The sequence below is a fragment of the Bradyrhizobium sp. CER78 genome, assembly GCF_029846235.1.
Classification (GTDB): domain Bacteria; phylum Pseudomonadota; class Alphaproteobacteria; order Rhizobiales; family Xanthobacteraceae; genus Bradyrhizobium.
In genome coordinates this window covers 1-17,947 of sequence record NZ_JARVWP010000008.1, presented here as the reverse complement: position 1 = coordinate 17,947, position 17,947 = coordinate 1, and the positions used below count along the sequence as shown (strand labels likewise).

Here is a 17,947-nt window from a genome sequence, read left to right as displayed (position 1 = left end):
TCGACAAAAATTCGCATGCGAGGCGGCAGTCGCCGGAGCTGGCTCCGGCGATGACGGGGACGCGCGCGTGCTCAAGCAAATTGGACCTGTTCATTCAACGCGGAGCGATTTCATGGTCAAGCAGAAGCATGTGTGCGTCATCGGCGCCGGCATTTCCGGCCTCGCCGCCGGCAAGGCCTTTGCCGGTCGCGGTCACAACGTGACCATCATCGAGCGCAGCGGCGATCTCGGCGGGGTCTGGGAGCCCGCGCGCACCTACCCCGATGTGCAGACCCAGAGCCCGAAGGAGCTCTATCGCTACACCGACAGGGCGATGCCGGAGTCCTATCCGGAATGGCCGAAGGGACCGCAGGTCCATGCTTACTTGCGCGATTATGCGCGCAGCCATGGGCTCGACGGCGCGATGCGGTTCAACACCAGGGTCGAGGGCATGAAGCGCAGGGCCGACGGCAGGCCGGGCTGGACGCTCGCGCTGAGCTCGACTGATGGTGCCACCGGCCACGAGGATTTCGACTTTGTCGCAGTCTGCACCGGGCAATTCAACGAGCCGCAGTCGCTGCCGCTTCCCGGCGAGGACGGCTTCAAGGCGCAGGGCGGCCAGATCCTGCACTCGTCGCAATATGGCGACCCTGATCTCGCCAAGGGGCGCAAGGTGGTCGTGCTCGGCGGCTCCAAATCGGCGACCGATATCGCGGTGAATGCGGTCAATTCCGGCGCCAGCGAAGTTACCATCGTGTTTCGCGAGCCGGTGTGGCGGATTCCCTATTTCATCGGCGGCCTCGTCAACTTCAAGCGCATCCTCTACATCCGCGCGCAGGAGCAGATGTTCGCAAGTTGGGGCATCGGCTCGATGGCGCGTCTCGCGCATGCCGTGGCAAAGCCGTTCGTCTGGGCGAACTGGCGCGGGCTGGAGAGCATGCTGAAGATGCAGCTCAAGCTGAAGCAATGCGGCATGGTGCCGAAGGAGCGGATCGAGGACGGTGTCAACTGCTCGGTACCGATCGCAACCCCCGGCTTCTATCCGATGGTCGCCGACGGTCGGATCAAGGCGGTGCTAGGCACCTTCGACCATTATGACGGCAAGACCATCGTGATGCGCGGCGGCCAGCGCGTTGCGGCAGACGTCGCGGTGCTCGCGATCGGTTATAAACTCGGCGTGCCGTTCCTCCCCGAGGAGTACCGGAAGAAGCTGGTCGAGCCCGACGGGCAGTACCGGCTCTACCGGCTGATCGCCAATCCCGATCTGCCGGACATGGGCTTCGTCGGCTTCAATTCGAGCTTCTGCACCGTGCTGTGCGCCGATCTCGCCGCGAACTGGCTGGTGCGCTATGCCGACGGGCAGCTTGCGCGGCAGCCGAGCGCGGCCGAGATGCACGACAACATCGCGATGATGCTGAACTTCAAGCGCGTCGAGCGCCCGGCGGCAGGTGTCTATGGCGGTCTGTGCGTCGCGCCCTATCACTTCAAGCATTTCGACGAGCTGCTCGCGGACATCGGCACCAAGGCGTCGCGCCGCAACCCGCTCGTCGAAAAGTTCACGCCGCCGGACGCGGACGCCTATGCGCGCTTCCTCGCGACCGCGCCGGTGTATACGGCAGTCGCCTAATCCCGCCCGGCATCCAGGAAGGCTTGCGCGAGGCGCTCGGGATTGGAGAAGCACAGCTCGTGGCTGCCCGGCACCTGGACCAGGCGGAACAGTCCGAGCTTCTCCGACAGCCGCGGATGCCAGGGCAGGCCGTGCGGCAGCGCGGTGTCCTCGGTGCAGTTGACGTAGGACTTCGCGATCGGCATCTCTGCCGGATTGGTCCGCAGGACGATCTTGTCCTGGAAGGTCTTCAGCGGGTGCGGGTTGAGCTTGTCATAGGCCCGCTGCGCGGTCTCGAGGTCGGCATCGTTGATGAACGCCTCGCGCCAGATCGGGAACGGCAGCACCACCGAGCCGTCGCCGCGCTCGGCATGGATGGCGTCGAACAGGCCGCGATAGTGCGGCGGCACCATGTCGTTGAGACACTCGCCATTGTTCGGCACGAACGCATTCCAGTAGACGAGGCGGCGGATGCGATCGGGTGCGGCGTCGGCAACGCCTGTGATGACCATGCCGCCATAGCTGTGACCGACCAGCACGATGTCGTTCAGGTCATGTTCGGCGAGATAGTCCACGATCGACTGGATCGCCTCGGGGAGGCCGGAATCCTTCCGGTCGCCGGAGCGGTTGCCCTTGATGGTCGGGGTGTGGACGACATGACCGGCCTTGCGGATGGCCGCCGCAACCGGCTCAAACTCGGCGCCGGTATGCCAGGCGCCATGGACGAGAACATAGGTCGACATGGTGTGCTTCTCCAATTGTGCATCTTGATGCGGTTTGGTTAGATCGACGCTCGCTTCCGGTTATGGCGCGACGTTCGTGCGGCGGTTTGTCGGATATTGCGGTAGCCGGACCGGCCGTGCTTGGCTGAGACTGCACTGGACTAGGCTCGGAGTGAACTGATGCAACAAATCGCTCGCCCGGACCGCGCGCCGGGTCTCGCCTGGAATACCGAGGATGTGCGGCCTGCCGAGCAGTTCGCCTACTATCGGGAGGCGATCTGCCAGGTGTTCATGAAGTTGACGCCCGAGCCAACGGACAGGTCCAGTTTTCCTGCACGGATTGAACGGATCGGGCTCGGCGCGGGCGCCATCAATCGCGTGACGTTTCCCGGTCACCTGGTGCGCCGTTCGGCGAGCGACATCGCGGCCTCGAGCAGCAGCTGCTTCTACCTCAATCTGAAGCTGGCCGGGCGCTGCCGGATCGATCAGGACGGACGGGCTGTCGAACTGTCGCCGGGACAGGTCGGCATCTTCGACAGCGAGCGGCCGTTCGCGCTGCATCACAGTCAGGAGCCTTCGCTGCACGTCGCGTCCTTCTGGGTCCCGACGCAACTGTTGCGCGATCGCCTGCCGCCATCGTTCGAATTCAGGCCTGCGCGGGTGTCCGACGATCCGCTGGTCGGCCATCTCATCGTGGAGACCGCGCAGGCGCTCAATTCGGCGGTGCCCGCCATGCCGGAAGCGGAAAGCGCGCGGCTGTTCGGCGTGCTGCTCGACCTCGTGGCGCTGAGCCTGTCGCGTGATGGCCGGCGCGGCGCGGACCCGATGAGCCTGGTGGAGGCGACCTGGATCGCGCTGCGCCGCGCCGTGGACCATAGGCTGTGCGAACCCGGGCTCGGTGTCGCCGCCGTCGCTGCTGCGATCGGCATCAGCGAACGCTATGTCCACAAGCTGTTCGAACGGGCCGGCACCACATTCGCCAGCTATTTGATGGACCGTCGCCTCGACGGCGCGGCGCGCGATCTGAAGGACCCGGCGATCGCCGGGCGCGCGATCGGCGACATTGCGTTCGACTGGGGCTTCTCCGATCTGTCGCATTTCACCCGCCGGTTCCGGCATCGGTTCGGCTGCACGCCGCGCGACTGGCGCCGCGGCTGACCAACGTTTCGGAAATGCCCATGGCACAGTCCTTCACCTATCAGGTCAGCCCGATGCGGGTCGTGTTCGGGACCGGCACGATCGCGCAGCTGGCCGACGAACTCGATCGGCTCGGTATCAGGCGCGCGCTGGTGCTGGCGAGCCGGCGGCAGCAGGCCGAGCTCGGCGATCTCGCCGCCCTGACCGGCGGCCGCATGGCTGGCGTGTTCGACGGCGCTGTGGTGCACACGCCGGTTGCGGTCACCGAACGTGCGATGGCGCTGGTCGGCGAGCTCAGACCCGACGGCGTCGTTGCGATCGGCGCGGGCGCCGCGACCGGCCTCAGCAAGGCGATCGCGCTGCGCACCGACCTGCCGCAACTGATCGTGCCGACCAGCTATGCCGGCTCCGAGATGACGGCAGTGCTCGGCGAGACCGTGGACGGCGTCAAGACCACGCAGTCCTCGCCGAAGATATTGCCGGAGGCCGTGATCTACGACGTCAATCTGACGCTCCCGATGCCGGCGAAGTTTTCCGCGATATCAGGCCTCAACGCGATCGCGCATGCGGCCGAGGCGCTGTATGCGCGGGATGGCAATCCGATCACCTCGCTGATGGCGGAAGAGGCGATCGCGAAGCTCGCAGCGTCGCTGCCGGAGGTGATCGCACGGCCGCACGATCCCGATGCGCGCTCGGACGCGCTGTATGGCGCCTGGCTGTGCGCGGTGTGTCTCGGCACCGTCGGCATGGCGCTTCATCACAAGCTCTGCCACACCGTCGGTGCGCTGTTCGACCTGCCGCATGCGGAGACCCATGCGGTGCTGCTGCCGCACACCATCGCCTACAACACGCCGGCGGCGCGCGATGCGATCGGCCGTGCCGCACGGGCGCTCGGCGCATCTGACGCGGCCGACGGACTGTTCGAACTGTCGGCAAGGCTCGGCGCGCCGCGCTCGCTCGCCGAGATCGGCATGCCAGAGGACGGCATCGCCAAGGCGGCCGCGCTTGCCACCAGGAATCCTTATTGGAATCCGCGTCCGATCGAAGAGCGTGGCATCGCCGATCTGCTCGGGCGCGCGTGGTCCGGTGCGCGGCCGCAGGCCGGATGATTACACCCCGATCGCGTTGCGCACGATCACGTCGCGGTAGAACGCCGCGCTCAGCTTCGGCACGCGCGCCTGGGTCTCGAAATCCACCCGGTACAGGCCGAAGCGCTTCGCATAGCCGAAGATCCATTCGAAATTGTCCATCAGGCTCCACAGGAAATAGCCATGGATCGGGACGCCGTCGGCGGTCGCGCGCTGCAACTGGGTGAGGTAGTTGCGCAGGAACATGATGCGGTCGAGGTCGTAGATCTGCCCATCCGGCTGCACCTTGTCCTCGCCGGAGGTGCCGTTCTCGCTGATATAGATGCTCTTGATGTTCCACAGCTTGGCCGCAATCCGCGGCGCCCAGTAGATCGTCTCCGGCGCGATCCGCAGCCAATCCGAATTCATATGCGGGAACGAGGCCGGCATCGGCAGCGGCTTCCACCCCGGCGCGCTGTCGGTGGCGAGCACATAGCAGTGCGGCGCGTAGATGTTGAGCCCGACGAAATCGTTGGGCTGCGCGATGATCTTCAGATCCTCCGCGGTGAATTTGGGCGCATCAGTGCCGGCATATTGCAGGAAGCCCTCGGTGTACTTGCCCTCGAGCACGACGCCGAGGAAGCCCGCATTCAGTTCACGCGTCGCGATCTCGGTGGCGCGGATGTTCTCCGGCGTGTTGAACGCCGGCACGCAGGCGGTGATGTTCTCGGCCGGCCCAACCCGCGTGCCGGCGCGGCCCTTGGCGCGGATCGCTTGCACCGCAAGGCCATGCGCCAGCGCGACGTGGTGGCGCGCCTGGTTCACCTCGGCCGGCGGCAGCGTCAGCCCCGGCGCGTCGACGCCGAGTGCATAGCCGAACGGGAGGAAACGCCCGACCTCGTTGAGGGTGAAGATGTTCTTCACCCGGTCGGTCAGTCGCTGCGCCACATAGCCGGCGTAGTCGCCGAACGCCTTCGAAGTATCGCGCGAACGCCACCCGCCGACGCGGTCCTGCAACGCCTGCGGCAGGTCCCAGTGATAGAGCGTGGCATAGGGCTCGATGCCGTTGGCCAGGAGCTCGTCGACCAGGCGGTTGTAGAAGTCGAGGCCCTTCGGGTTCGGTGCGCCGCTGCCATCGGGAAACACCCGCGGCCAGGCGATTGAAAATCGATACGCTTTGGCGCCGAGTTCCTTGATAAGGCCGACATCCTCCTTGTAGCGATGATAATGGTCGTTGGCGCGATCGCCGGTCGAGCCGTCCTCGATCTTGCCCGATGTATGGGTGAAGGTGTCCCAGATCGAACGGCCGCGGCCGTCCTCGTTGACCGCGCCCTCGACCTGATAGGACGAGGTCGCGGTGCCCCAGATGAAGCCGGCGGGGAAGTTCGCGCCGTCCGGCCGTGGGACGTGGTTCGCGGCCTGTGCAGGGGCCGACAGGCCGAGCGCCGAGAGGCCTGCAAGGCCCGCAAACTGCCGGCGCGAGAACTTACCGAACATCATTTTCTCCCGTCGACGGACGCCGCGGCTGGAATGCCAGCCTCAGGTTAGCCTTCCACCCCGCGGTTGAGCAACAAGGGCCGGGACCGGCGCGCGGTGGCGAACGGCGCACCAATCAATGCGACCCGTTGTGATGTCAATGTCGCGGAGTTGTCAGTTTTGTGGCGACATGTTCTCTACTAGATTGCCTGCTACGTCCTTCCGCAATGACATCCGAAAATCCCTGTGAGCCGCGCACAATGAACAAGCCTGCCAGCGATGTCCGAGTTGCGTTGCTGCGTCGTCTTGCCACGGCAATCTGCTTGCTGCTGGTCACAGTCGCAGGCGCGCAGGCCGAGCAGACCTTCTCGTTCGACAGCACGCCGGGAAAGCTGCCGAAGACGGTTGTCCCGTTGAGCTACGCGATCGAGCTGACTCCTGACTTCACCAGCCTCGCGCTGCCGGGCATTGAGACCGTCGACATCGAGGTGCGCGAGGCCACCGCGCAACTGACGCTGAATGCGGTCAACACGACCTTCACCGAAGTTACGATCGATGACGGCGCGCAGCGCGCGGAGGTTTCGACCGACGCCGCCGCGCAGACCGCGACCTTGACCTTCGCCAAGCCGCTGGCGGTGGGCCGGCACAGACTGCGCATCGCCTTCACGGCGCAGATCAACAAGTTCGGCACCGGACTGTTCTCGGTCGATTATCCGACCCCAAGCGGGATCAAGCGGTTGATCTCCAGCAAGCTCGAGCCGGCCGATGCACGGCGGATATTCCCGTGCTGGGATGAGCCGTCGTTCAAGGCGAGCTTTGCGTTGACCGTCGTGATCCCGCGCAATCTGCTCGCGGTCGGCAACATGCCCATCGCGAGCGAAGAGCCGGTCGCCGGCGATCTGAAGAAGGTTGCGTTCGCGCCCACGCCGAACATGTCGAGTTATCTGTTCGTGCTCACGGTCGGCGAACTCGAGCGCGTGACCGCGGATGCCGGCGGCGTCACTGTCGGCGTGGTGACGACGGCGGGCAAGAGCGGGCAGGGCCGGTTTGCGCTGGATAGCGCGGTGAAACTGCTCGGCTATTACAACGATTATTTCGGCGTGAAATATCCGCTGCCGAAGCTCGATTTGATCGCCGTTCCCGGCGGGTTCGGCGGCGCGATGGAGAATTGGGGCGGCATCACCTTCTTCGAAAGCCGGCTGCTGTTCGACCCCGCGACCAACGCCGAGACCGCGCGGCGCGGCATCTTCGCCATCATCGCGCATGAGATGGCGCATATGTGGTTCGGCGATCTCGTCACCATGGCGTGGTGGGACAATCTCTGGCTCAACGAGGGCTTTGCCAGCTGGATGGCGACCAAGGCCTCGGAGCAGTTCTATCCGCAATGGCAGAGCTGGCTGAACGGCTATGGCGCGAAGCAGTTTGCGATGACGCTCGATGCGCGCCGCACCTCGCATCCGGTGCAGCAGCCGATCGCCGATCACAGCGAAGCGGTCACGGCGTTCGATGCCATCACCTACAACAAGGGGCAGGCGCTGATCCGGATGCTCGAGACCTATCTCGGCGAGCAGGCGTTCCGCGACGGCATCCGCAAATATATGGCCGCGCATGCCTACAGCAATTCCACCACCGCCGATCTCTGGCAGGCGCTCGAAAGTGCCGGCGGCAAGCCGATCACCGGCATCGCCGCCTCCTTCACCGAGCAGGACGGCGTGCCGCTGGTCGTGGCCGAGACGACCTGCGATGGCGCCATGCAACGATTGACGTTGCGGCAGGACCGCTTCGTGATCGCACCGGCCAACGATCCGTCGCTGCCGGCTCATTCCTGGCAAATCCCGATTGCCGTGGGACCGGCGCATGGCAAGCCGTTCGACGAGATCCTGCTGAAGGGCAGCGCCGATATCGCGGCCGGCACCTGCGGCGATGCGATCAAGGTCAATCTCGGCGACGTCGGCTACTACAGGGTCGAATACGGCCTGAAGAACCGCGCGGCGCTGCTGAACGCATTCCCGCAAATGCAGGTTATTGACCGGCTCAACGTCGTCACCGACAGCTGGGCGCTGGTGCAGGCGGGCCGCGCCGAGCCGCCGTCCTACCTCGCGCTGCTCGACGCGCTCGATGCCGGCGACCATCGTGCGGTGTGGGACCAGGTGATCTCGACATTCGCTACGCTCAACCGCTTGTCGCACGATCGGAGCGCGCGGCCGGTGATCCAGGCCTATGCCCGGGCCAAGCTGCGCCCGGTGTTCGATCGAATCGGATGGGATGGCCGCTCGGGCGACGATGACACCGCGCTGTTGCGCGCAAGCCTGATCTCGACGCTTGGCGACCTCGGTGACGCCGCCGTGGTGGCCGAGGCGAAGCGACGCTTTGCGGCGTTCCTCGACGACCCCAGCTCGCTGCCGACCACGCTGCGCGATGCGGTCACCCATGTCGTCGGCATCACGGCTGACCGTGCGACCTATGACAGACTGCTGGCACTTGCGCGCAACAGCACGGCGACCAATGAGCGGCTGCGCTATTATTTCGCCGCGGCCAGCGCCCGCGATGTCGAGCTGGCGCGCGCGACGCTGGCGTTGACGCTGACTAGCGAGCTGCCCGACACGATCGTGTCCGGGATGATCAGCACCGTTGCATCCGCAGGCGAACAGCCGCAGCTTGCGTGGGACTTCGTCCGGGCCAATTTCGACACGCTGCTGGCGAGGCAGGGGCCGAACTTCCGCGACCAATTCGTGCCGAACTTCATGACTAATTTTACCGATGAGGCCCACGCGGCAGAACTGGCCGCGTTTGCTCCGTCGCAATCGACCAGTGGCGGACGGGTGATGGTGGCGCGGTCTATACAGGCGATCGCGATCTCGGCCGATCTCGCCGCGCGCGTGCTGCCCGCCGCCGACGCCTGGATCAGGGCGCATAAGCCGTGACATTGCGAGGGAGTTTCCGGCGGCGCGCGATGCGGCTATGCTGCGCGGGCGGCATGCAATCAACGATGTGAGGCTGAGATGGTCAAAGGTTCCGATTTGCTGGTCGCGGCCCTCGAGAATGAGGGCGTGGAACGGGTGTTCGGCGTTCCCGGCGAGGAGAATCTCGACGTCGTCGAGAGCCTGCGTAAATCCTCGATCAAGCTGATCGTGACCCGCCATGAGCAGGCGGCGGCGTTCATGGCGGCGACCTATGGCCGGCTGACCGGTAAGCCCGGCGTCTGCATCACGACACTCGGCCCGGGCGCGCTCAATTTGACCACCGGCGCGGCCTATGCGTTGCTTGGCGCGATGCCGATGGTGATGCTCACCGGGCAGAAGGGCATCTTGAGCAGCCGGCAGGCCAAGTTCCAGATCGTCGACATCGTCAACACCTTCCGGCCCCTGACCAAGCTGTCGCTGCAGATCGTCTCTGGCGCGACCATTCCGACGCTGGTCCGCGACGCGTTCCGGATCGCGACCCAGGAGCGGCCGGGGCCCGTGCTGCTCGAACTGCCGGAGGATATCGCGGGCGAGGAGACCGAACCGGTCGAGCTGGTGCATCCGCATCCGATCGAGATTCCGATCGCGCATGCCGCCGCGCTCGACCGTGCCGCCGACATGATCCTCAAGGCGCAGCGGCCGCTGATCATGCTCGGCGCGGCAGCATCGCGGCCGCGCTCGACCGCCGGGATCGGCGACTTCGTGCGGCGCACGAAAATTCCGTTCTTCACCACCCAGATGGGCAAGGGCACGGTGTCGGGCGGTACCAATCAGTATATGGGGACCGCCGCGCTGAGCGAGCGCGACTATGTGCATGAGGCGATCGATCGCGCCGACCTGATCATTGCGATCGGTCACGACACGATCGAGAAGCCGCCCTTCATCATGGGCCCGAAGGGGCCGCAGGTAATCCATGTCAGCTACATGCCGGCGAATGTCGAGCAGGTCTATTTCCCGCAATGCGAGGTGATCGGCGATGTCGGCCCCAGTCTCGAACTGCTGGCAGATCGGGTCGAGGGCAAGCTGCCGCATGCCAGTGCGCTGCTCAGCCTGCGCGAAGGCATTTTGGCGAAGATCACCGATCGCGCCACCGAGGGGCGCTGGCCGCCGACGCCGCAGCGCATCGTGCACGATGTGCGGCAGGTCATTCCCGAGGACGGCATCGTCGCGCTCGACAACGGCATGTACAAGATCTGGTTCGCGCGCAACTACCGCACGCTGCTCGCGAACTCGCTGCTGCTCGACAACGCGCTCGCCACCATGGGTGCCGGCCTGCCGTCGGCGATGATGGCGGCGATGCTGTATCCGAAGAACCGCGTGCTCGCGGTCTGCGGCGACGGCGGCTTCATGATGAATTCGCAGGAGCTCGAGACCGCGGTCCGCCTCAAGCTCAATCTGGTGATCCTGATCCTGGAAGATTCCGCCTACGGCATGATCCGCTGGAAGCAGGCGGTCGATAATTTCCCGGATTTCGGCCTTACCTTCGGCAATCCGGATTTCGTCAAATACGCCGAAAGCTATGGCGCCAAGGGCTCGCGGATCGAGAGCACGGAGGCGATCGTGCCGACCCTAGAGCGGGCCTTCTCCGGCGGCGGCGTGCACCTCGTCGTGGTGCCGATCAACTATACCGAGAACAAGCGGGTGCTGGTCGACGAGCTGCGCGAGAAAGTGCAGCAGATCGACGTCGAATAGCGGATTGCCGCTGACGGCACGGAACGAAATGCCCTCGGCTTGATTGAACGTAAGCCGCCATGGTAGCAGGCCGAGCGATCAAACCTCGGCATCACTCGTCGTGCTGATGGCCGGCGATACCAGATCTGAGAGGTCACGTGACTGCACCAAATCCCGCCGCCGGCAAACCCATCGATCCCTCAGCGCTCGCCAATGTGCCGCGGCTTGTCACGGCCTATTTTGCCGGCAAGCCCGATGCCAGCGATCCCACCCAGCGGGTCGCGTTCGGCACTTCGGGCCATCGCGGCTCGTCGCTGAAGAACTCCTTCAACGAGGACCACATCCTCGCGACCACGCAGGCGATCTGCGATTACCGGCGCGAGAAGGGGCTCACCGGGCCGCTGTTCATCGGCATCGATACCCATGCGCTGGCCGAGCCGGCGCTGGCCAGCGCGGTCGAGGTTTTCGCGGCGAACGGCGTCGAGATCATGATCGACGCGCAGGGCGGCTACACCCCGACGCCGGTGATCTCGCACGCGATCCTGAGCTACAACAAGGGGCGCAGCACGGGGCTTGCCGACGGCGTCGTCATCACGCCGTCACACAATCCGCCGGAGGACGGCGGCTACAAGTACAATCCGCCGCATGGCGGTCCGGCCGATACCGATGTCACCGCGGTGGTCGAGAAGAACGCCAACCGCTACATCGAGGCCGGCCTCAAGGGCGTCGCGCGGATGCCGTATGATCGCGCGCGCAAGGCCGCGACCACGCATCTGCACGACTACATCACGCCCTATGTCGCCGATCTCGGCAACACCGTCGATCTTGCGTTGATCAAATCCGCCGGCGTCAAGATCGGCATCGATCCGCTCGGCGGCGCGGCGGTGCATTACTGGCAGCCGATCATCGCGCGCTATGGCATCAACGCCACGGTCGTCAACAATGCGGTCGATCCGACCTTCCGCTTCATGACCGCGGATTGGGACGGCAAGATCCGGATGGACTGCTCGTCGCCCTATGCGATGGCGAGCCTGATCGGGATGCGCGACCGGTTCGACGTCGCCTTTGCCAACGACACCGATGCCGATCGTCACGGCATCGTGACGCGTTCGAACGGGCTGATGAACCCGAACCACTTCCTCGCCACCGCGATCGCATATCTGTTCGCGCACCGGCCGCAATGGAGCAAGGACGCCGCAATCGGCAAGACCATCGTGTCGAGCTCGATCATCGATCGCGTGGCGAAGAAGCTCGGCCGCAAGCTGGTCGAGACGCCGGTCGGCTTCAAATGGTTCGTCGACGGGCTCGGCAGCGGCGGCTTCGGTTTTGCCGGAGAGGAAAGCGCCGGCGCGTCGTTCCTGAAGCGCGACGGCTCGGCCTGGACCACCGACAAGGACGGCATCATCCTCGGCCTCTTGGCGGCGGAGATCATCGCCAAGACCGGCCGCGATCCCAGCGAACTGTTCAAGGAGCTGACCGCCGAGCTCGGTGTGCCCTACTACGAGCGCATCGACGTCGCGGCGACACCGAAGCAGAAGAACGCGCTGAAGGCGCTCGGGCCCGACCAGCTCAACATGACCGAGCTCGCCGGCGATGCCGTGCGCGCGGTCAGGACCAAGGCGCCGGGCAACGATCAGCCGTTCGGCGGCATCAAGGTCGAGAGCGAGGCGGGCTGGTTCGCCGCGCGTCCCTCCGGCACCGAGGATGTCTACAAGATCTACGCCGAAAGCTTCCGCGGGCCGGATCATCTGAAGCAGATCCAAAGCGACGCGCAGGCCGCGATCGCCAAGGTGTTCTGAAGGCGCGAGGCGGGGCGGAATTCATGCGCGTCTTATTGACCGGCTCCTCCGGCTGGCTCGGCCGGTTCCTTGCGCCGCGGCTTCGACAGGCCGGTCATCACGTGACCGGCCTCGACGTCGTCGCAGGCGAGGCGACCGATGTCATAGGCTCGGTGGCCGAGCGATCGGTGGTCGATCGGGTGTTCGGCGATCACGGCATCGAGACCGTGATCCATGGCGGCGCGCTGCACAAGCCTGATATCGCGCGGTTCGGGCCGCAGGCCTTTGTCGACGTCAACGTGTCAGGCACGCTCAACCTGCTGCAGGCCGCCGCGGCCGCCGGCCACGACCGCTTTGTCTTTACTTCGACTACGTCGTTGATGATCTCGCAGGCGATCCGCGACGAGGAAGGCCATGCGGCGGTCTGGCTCGACGAGACCTCGGGGCCGCTCGAGCCGCGCAACATCTACGGCATTACAAAACTCGCCGCCGAAGCGCTGTGCCGGCTGTACAGCCGCGAGCACGGGCTGAACTGCGCGGTGCTGCGCACCAGCCGCTTCTTCCCCGAGGATGACGACACGATCCGCGACATCCATGGCGAGAACCTGAAGGCGACCGAGCTTCTGTACCGCCGCCTCACGGTGGAGGACGCCGCCGATGCTCATGTCGTGGCGCTGCAGAATATCCGCGGCTTCGAGGTTTTCGTGATCAGCGCGCCGACGCCGTTTGCGCGCAGCGATGTCGCTGATTTGAAGACGGATGCGGCCGACGTGATCGCGGGCTATTTCCCCGACGCGCCGGCGCTATTTGCAAAGCGCGGCTGGCGGCTGCCTGAATCGATCGGCCGGATCTATGACGCGAGCAAGGCGGAACGCCTGCTCGGTTTCCGCGCGGCAACCGACTTTGCAGCGGTGCTCGGCGCCCTGCGCAGCGGCGAGCCGCTTCCCTTTGCGCACGATCCCGATTATGTCTCGCCGTCAACGAGGCTCGCAAATGGCTGACTTCCACGGCGTCTTTCCGTATCTGGTGTCCCCGGTCGATCCAGCCGGCCATGTCCGCACCGAGGTGCTGGGGCGGCTGTGTGACGATTTGATCAAGGCGGGCGTCCACGGCTTGACGCCGCTCGGCTCGACCGGCGAGTTCGCCTATCTCAACAATGCGCAGCGCATGCAGGTGGTGGCGACCACGATCGAGGCCGCGCAGGGCCGCGTGCCTGTCGTGGCCGGCGTCGCCTCGACCTCGACGGCTGATGCGGTGGCGCAGGCCAAGGCTTACCAGAAGCGGGGCGCTGCCGGCATTCTCGCGATCCTGGAGGCGTATTTTCCGCTCAGTGACGCGCAGGTGGAAGCCTATTTCCGCGCCATCGCCGACGCGGTCGATATTCCCGTCGTGATCTACACCAATCCGAATTTCCAGCGCTCTGACCTCACGCTCGACGTCATCGCGCGCCTCGCCCAGCACCCCCGCATCGGCTACATCAAGGACGCCTCGACCAACACCGGCCGGCTGCTGTCGATCATGAACCGCTGCGGCGACAGCCTGAAAGTGTTCTCGGCGTCCGCGCATATTCCGGCCGCGGTGATGCTGATCGGCGGCCATGGCTGGATGGCGGGCCCGGCCTGCATCATCCCGCGTCAGAGCGTCGAACTCTACAATCTCTGCCGCCGCGCCCGCTGGGACGAGGCGATGACCGTGCAGCGCAAGCTCTGGCGCATCAACGAGGCGTTCGCCCGCTTCAACCTCGCCGCCTGCATCAAGGCCGGGCTCGCGATCCAGGGCTACGATGTCGGCGACCCCGTGCCGCCGCAGGCGCCGCTCACCGCCGAACAACGCAAGGTGGTCGAGGCGGCCCTGCGGGATCTGGCCTGAACGCGCGTCCGCCCGCGCGGCAAAATGCCGGGTATTCCACCTTGGCCGCGCCAGAAACCTCTGTTGATCCCAGGCGTTTGTTGCTTGGAGCATACTCATGAACCGGCGCACCGCCGTTATCGTGGCCGTCATCGCGGCCATCTTGTTGATCGTCGCGGCCGGCAGCATCCGTCAGGCACCGTGGACGGGCCCGGCTGCCCGGGCGGTCGCCGAACGGAGCGCATTGTCGGATGCCGAAAAGTCCAATGTCGAGATATTCGAGAAGGCGTCGCCGTCGGTCGTGCAGGTGGTGACGCAGACTGCCGCCAATCCGCTGAGCGAGGACCAGGAGAGCGGCTCGGCGTCCGGCACCGGCATTGTCTGGGACAATGACGGCCACGTCGTCACCAACAACCATGTGGTGCAGAACGCAAGCCAGGTCGCGATCCGCTTTGCGTCCGGCGAGGCGGTGCGCGCCGAGATCGTCGGCACGGCGCCGAACTACGACCTTGCGGTGCTGCGCATCCGCAACGCACGCAAGCTGCCGCCGCCATTGGCGCTCGGCAGCTCGGCCGACCTCAAGGTCGGGCAGTTTGCCTATGCGATCGGCAATCCGTTCGGGCTCGATCAATCGATGTCGAGCGGCATCATCAGCGCCCTCAAGCGCAGGCTGCCGACCTCCAGCGGCCGCGAGATCTCCAACGTGATCCAGACCGATACCGCGATCAATCCCGGTAATTCGGGCGGCCCGTTGCTGGATTCAGCCGGCCGCCTGATCGGTGTGACCACGGCGATCCTGTCGCCGTCGGGCTCGTATGCCGGCATCGGCTTTGCGATCCCGGTCGACATCGTCAATCGTGTCGTCCCCGAGCTGATCCGCAACGGCCGTGTGCCGACGCCGGGGATCGGCATCGTGACCGCGAACGAGGCGGTCGCCACGCGCATCGGCGCCGAGGGATTGATCATCGTGCGCACTACCCAGGGCTCGCCCGCCGAGCGCGCCGGGCTCCGCGGCGTCGATATGTCGACCGGTGAGCTCGGCGATGTGATCACCGCGGTCGATGGCAAGCCGGTCCGTCGGCTCTCCGACCTGGCCGATCAGCTCGAGCAGATCGGGGTCGGCAAGAAGGTGCGCCTTACCGTGAGCCGCGACGGCTCTGCGCGCGATGTCGAGGTCGCCGTCGCCGATATCGGCCGAACGCAATGATGGTGCGATTGGCCGGTCGCGTGCCACGGGCAGCGCGCTCGCACGCGCCGCAGGGTGGACGCGCTCGGCGCGCGGTTGTCAGGCCGCCAAAATCCGCTAAAACCCCCGCCAAATATTTGGAAGCTCGAAGGACCCTCTGATGAACATTCTTCCCGGCAATATGCGTTTTGGTGCGGGCCAGCCAGTCAAGCGTCTGGAAGACCAGCGGCTGGTCACCGGGAAGGGGCATTTCATCGACGACAAGCCGCAGGACGGTGCGCTCTGGCTGCACGTGCTGCGCTCGCCGCATGCCCATGCCAACATCAAGTCGATCGACGCCAAGGCGGCGCTGGAGATGCCCGGCGTCAAGGCGGTCTATACCGGCGCCGACCTCGTCAAGGACGATATCGGCACGCTGCCGACGCTCGCGATCTTCAAGCGGCCCGACGGCTCGCCGATGACGGTGCCGCCGCGGCGCCTGCTGGCGCATGAGGTGGTGCGCTATGCCGGCGAGGGTGTCGCGGCCGTGGTCGCGACCTCGCGCGTGCTGGCGCAGACCGCGGCGGAGGCGATCGAGGTCGACTACGAGGTGCTGCCCTCGGTGGTCGATCCGGTCGAGGCGATCAAGCCGGGCGCGCCGGCGGTCTGGCCGGATGCGCCTGACAACATCGTCGCCGCGATGAGCTATGGCGATGCCGCCAAGGTCGAGCAAGCCTTCGCCAGCGCCGCGCATAAGGTGTCACTCGACCTGGTCAGCCAGCGCCTGGTGCCGTCGGCGATGGAGCCGCGCTCGACCATTGCCGAGATCGAGAAGAAGACCGGACGGCTCATTCTCCATGTGCAGTCGCAGACCCCGGGCTCGACGCGCGATCTCCTCGCGGAATCGATCCTGAAGCGGCCGAAGGACAGTGTGCGCGTGCTGGTCGGCGACATCGGCGGGGGCTTCGGCCAGAAGACCAGCCTCTATCCGGAGGACGGCATGGTCGCCTATGCCGCGACCAAGCTGAACGAGAAGATCCGCTGGCGCGGCGACCGCACCGACGAGTTCGTCGGCGGCACCCACGGCCGCGACCTCACCTCGACCGGCGAGTTCGCGCTCGACGCCAAGGGCCGCGTGCTGGCCTATCGCGTGCGCTCGATCGGCGGCACCGGCGCCTATTCGTCAGGCACCGCCAACATCATTCCGCTGGTGCTCGGCCCGTTCGTGCAGACCGGCGTGTACGATCTTCCGCTGGTGCATTTCGAGGTGAAGTCGGTGATGACCCACACCGCGCCAGTCGGCGCCTATCGCGGCGCCGGCAGGCCGGAGGCGGTGTTCATCGTCGAGCGCCTGTTCGACGCCGCCGCGCGCCAGATCGGCATGGACCCGCGCACCATCCGCAAGGCCAACTACATCAAGCCGGCGCAGCTGCCCTACACCAACGCGGTCGGGCAGGTGTATGACTCCGGCGCGTTCGCCCACATGCTGGAGCGCGCGTCCGATCTCGCCGATTGGAACGGCTTTGCCGCGCGCAAGAAGGCGGCCAAGAAGAAGGGCCTGCTCTACGGCCGCGGCCTGACCAGCTACATCGAATGGACCGGCGGCCGCGCCCACACCGAAAACGTCTCGCTGCATGCGACCGCGGAAGGCCGCATCGTCCTGCATTCCGGCACCATGGCGATGGGGCAGGGCCTTGCCACCACCTACACCCAGATGATCGCCGATACGCTCGGCATCGCCATGGACAAGATCGACGTCATCCAGGGCGACACGGATCTTGCCACCGGCTTCGGCAGCGTCGGCTCGCGCTCGCTGTTCGTCGGCGGCACCGCGGTTGCGGTCTCCGCCAACGACATGATCAACAAGGCGCGCGACAAGGCCTCAAACCTGCTGGAAGCCTCCGTCGGGGACATCGAGTATCGCGACGGCTTCCTCACCGTGGTCGGCACCGACAGGCGCATCAGCCTGTTCGAGATCGCGAAGAAGGAAAACGGCGCCAAGCTCTCGGTCGAGAGCGAGGGCAATGTCGACGGCCCGAGCTGGCCGAACGGCACGCATATCTGCGAGGTCGAGATCGATCCCGAGACCGGCGTCACGCGCGTGGTGCGCTACACCACGGTCGACGACGTCGGCGTCGCGGTCAACCCGATGCTGGTGACGGGGCAGGTGCATGGCGGCGTTGTCCAGGGCATCGGCCAGGCCCTGTACGAAGGCGTCGCCTACAGCGAGGAAGGCCAGCTGCTGACCGCAAGCTATCAGGACTATTGCATCCCGCGCGCCTCGGACATTCCGCCGATGTCAGTGACGCTCGATCCCTCCGCGCCCTGCAAGACCAATCCGCTGGGCGCCAAGGGCTGCGGCGAGTCCGGGGCGATCGGCGGGCCGCCCTGCATCACCAATGGCGTGATGGATGCCTTGAGCGAGGTCGGCATCACCCAGCTCAACACGCCGCTGACGCCGGTGAAGATCTGGCAGGCGATCCAGGACGCCAAGGCGGGGGCGTAAGGGCTGCCACGCCGTCACCCTCCCCTGGA

General features: G+C 65.9%; 12 protein-coding genes. 10 read left to right on the top strand and 2 right to left on the bottom strand.

Annotated elements, in window-relative coordinates:
• Positions 1–112: 112 nt before the first annotated feature.
• A complete protein-coding gene (locus QDT69_RS18575) occupies positions 113–1,606 on the top strand; it encodes an NAD(P)/FAD-dependent oxidoreductase (RefSeq protein ID WP_279707929.1) in 1,494 nt (497 codons plus the stop codon).
• On the opposite strand, the gene QDT69_RS18570 is transcribed toward QDT69_RS18575, so the two are convergent.
• Positions 1,603–2,328: an alpha/beta hydrolase gene (locus tag QDT69_RS18570; RefSeq protein WP_279707928.1), complete on the bottom strand. Its 726-nt coding sequence runs from the start codon at positions 2,326–2,328 to the stop codon at positions 1,603–1,605. The two genes, QDT69_RS18575 and QDT69_RS18570, sit on opposite strands and share 4 nt — an antisense overlap.
• A 159-nt stretch (positions 2,329–2,487) precedes the next feature.
• On the opposite strand from QDT69_RS18570, the gene QDT69_RS18565 reads away from it, so the two are divergent.
• Positions 2,488–3,465, top strand: coding sequence for a helix-turn-helix domain-containing protein (locus QDT69_RS18565; RefSeq protein WP_279707927.1), 978 nt, complete (start codon positions 2,488–2,490; stop codon positions 3,463–3,465).
• Positions 3,466–3,485: 20 nt separating this feature from the next.
• The gene (locus QDT69_RS18560) at positions 3,486–4,553 is read left to right on the top strand and encodes a maleylacetate reductase (protein WP_279707926.1); all 1,068 of its coding nucleotides are present in this window, start codon (positions 3,486–3,488) and stop codon (positions 4,551–4,553) included.
• On the opposite strand, the gene QDT69_RS18555 is transcribed toward QDT69_RS18560, so the two are convergent.
• On the bottom strand, positions 4,554–6,008 hold the full coding sequence (locus tag QDT69_RS18555; RefSeq protein ID WP_279707925.1) for a GH1 family beta-glucosidase: 1,455 nt from the start codon (positions 6,006–6,008) through the stop codon (positions 4,554–4,556).
• Between the two features lie 239 nt (positions 6,009–6,247).
• On the opposite strand from QDT69_RS18555, the gene QDT69_RS18550 reads away from it, so the two are divergent.
• From QDT69_RS18550 to QDT69_RS18520, 7 genes are all read left to right on the top strand, one after another.
• The gene (locus QDT69_RS18550; protein WP_279707924.1) at positions 6,248–8,911 is read left to right on the top strand and encodes a M1 family metallopeptidase; all 2,664 of its coding nucleotides are present in this window, start codon (positions 6,248–6,250) and stop codon (positions 8,909–8,911) included.
• 78 nt (positions 8,912–8,989) lie between these two features.
• Positions 8,990–10,642: an acetolactate synthase large subunit gene (locus QDT69_RS18545; RefSeq protein ID WP_279707923.1), complete on the top strand. Its 1,653-nt coding sequence runs from the start codon at positions 8,990–8,992 to the stop codon at positions 10,640–10,642.
• A gap of 137 nt (positions 10,643–10,779) precedes the next feature.
• Positions 10,780–12,420, top strand: coding sequence for a phosphoglucomutase (alpha-D-glucose-1,6-bisphosphate-dependent) (gene pgm, locus QDT69_RS18540; RefSeq protein WP_279707922.1), 1,641 nt, complete (start codon positions 10,780–10,782; stop codon positions 12,418–12,420).
• Positions 12,421–12,443: 23 nt separating this feature from the next.
• Entirely contained in the window at positions 12,444–13,400 is a 957-nt protein-coding gene (locus QDT69_RS18535; protein WP_279707921.1) for an NAD(P)-dependent oxidoreductase, read from the top strand.
• On the top strand, positions 13,393–14,268 hold the full coding sequence (locus tag QDT69_RS18530) for a dihydrodipicolinate synthase family protein (protein ID WP_279707920.1): 876 nt from the start codon (positions 13,393–13,395) through the stop codon (positions 14,266–14,268). The genes QDT69_RS18535 and QDT69_RS18530 overlap by 8 nt, the downstream gene beginning before the upstream one ends.
• Before the next feature lie 97 nt (positions 14,269–14,365).
• The gene (locus tag QDT69_RS18525; protein WP_279707919.1) at positions 14,366–15,454 is read left to right on the top strand and encodes a trypsin-like peptidase domain-containing protein; all 1,089 of its coding nucleotides are present in this window, start codon (positions 14,366–14,368) and stop codon (positions 15,452–15,454) included.
• A gap of 139 nt (positions 15,455–15,593) precedes the next feature.
• Positions 15,594–17,918 carry a xanthine dehydrogenase family protein molybdopterin-binding subunit gene (locus QDT69_RS18520; RefSeq protein ID WP_279707918.1) on the top strand — a complete coding sequence of 775 codons (2,325 nt, stop codon included), beginning with the start codon at positions 15,594–15,596 and terminating at the stop codon, positions 17,916–17,918.
• Positions 17,919–17,947: the final 29 nt, after the last annotated feature.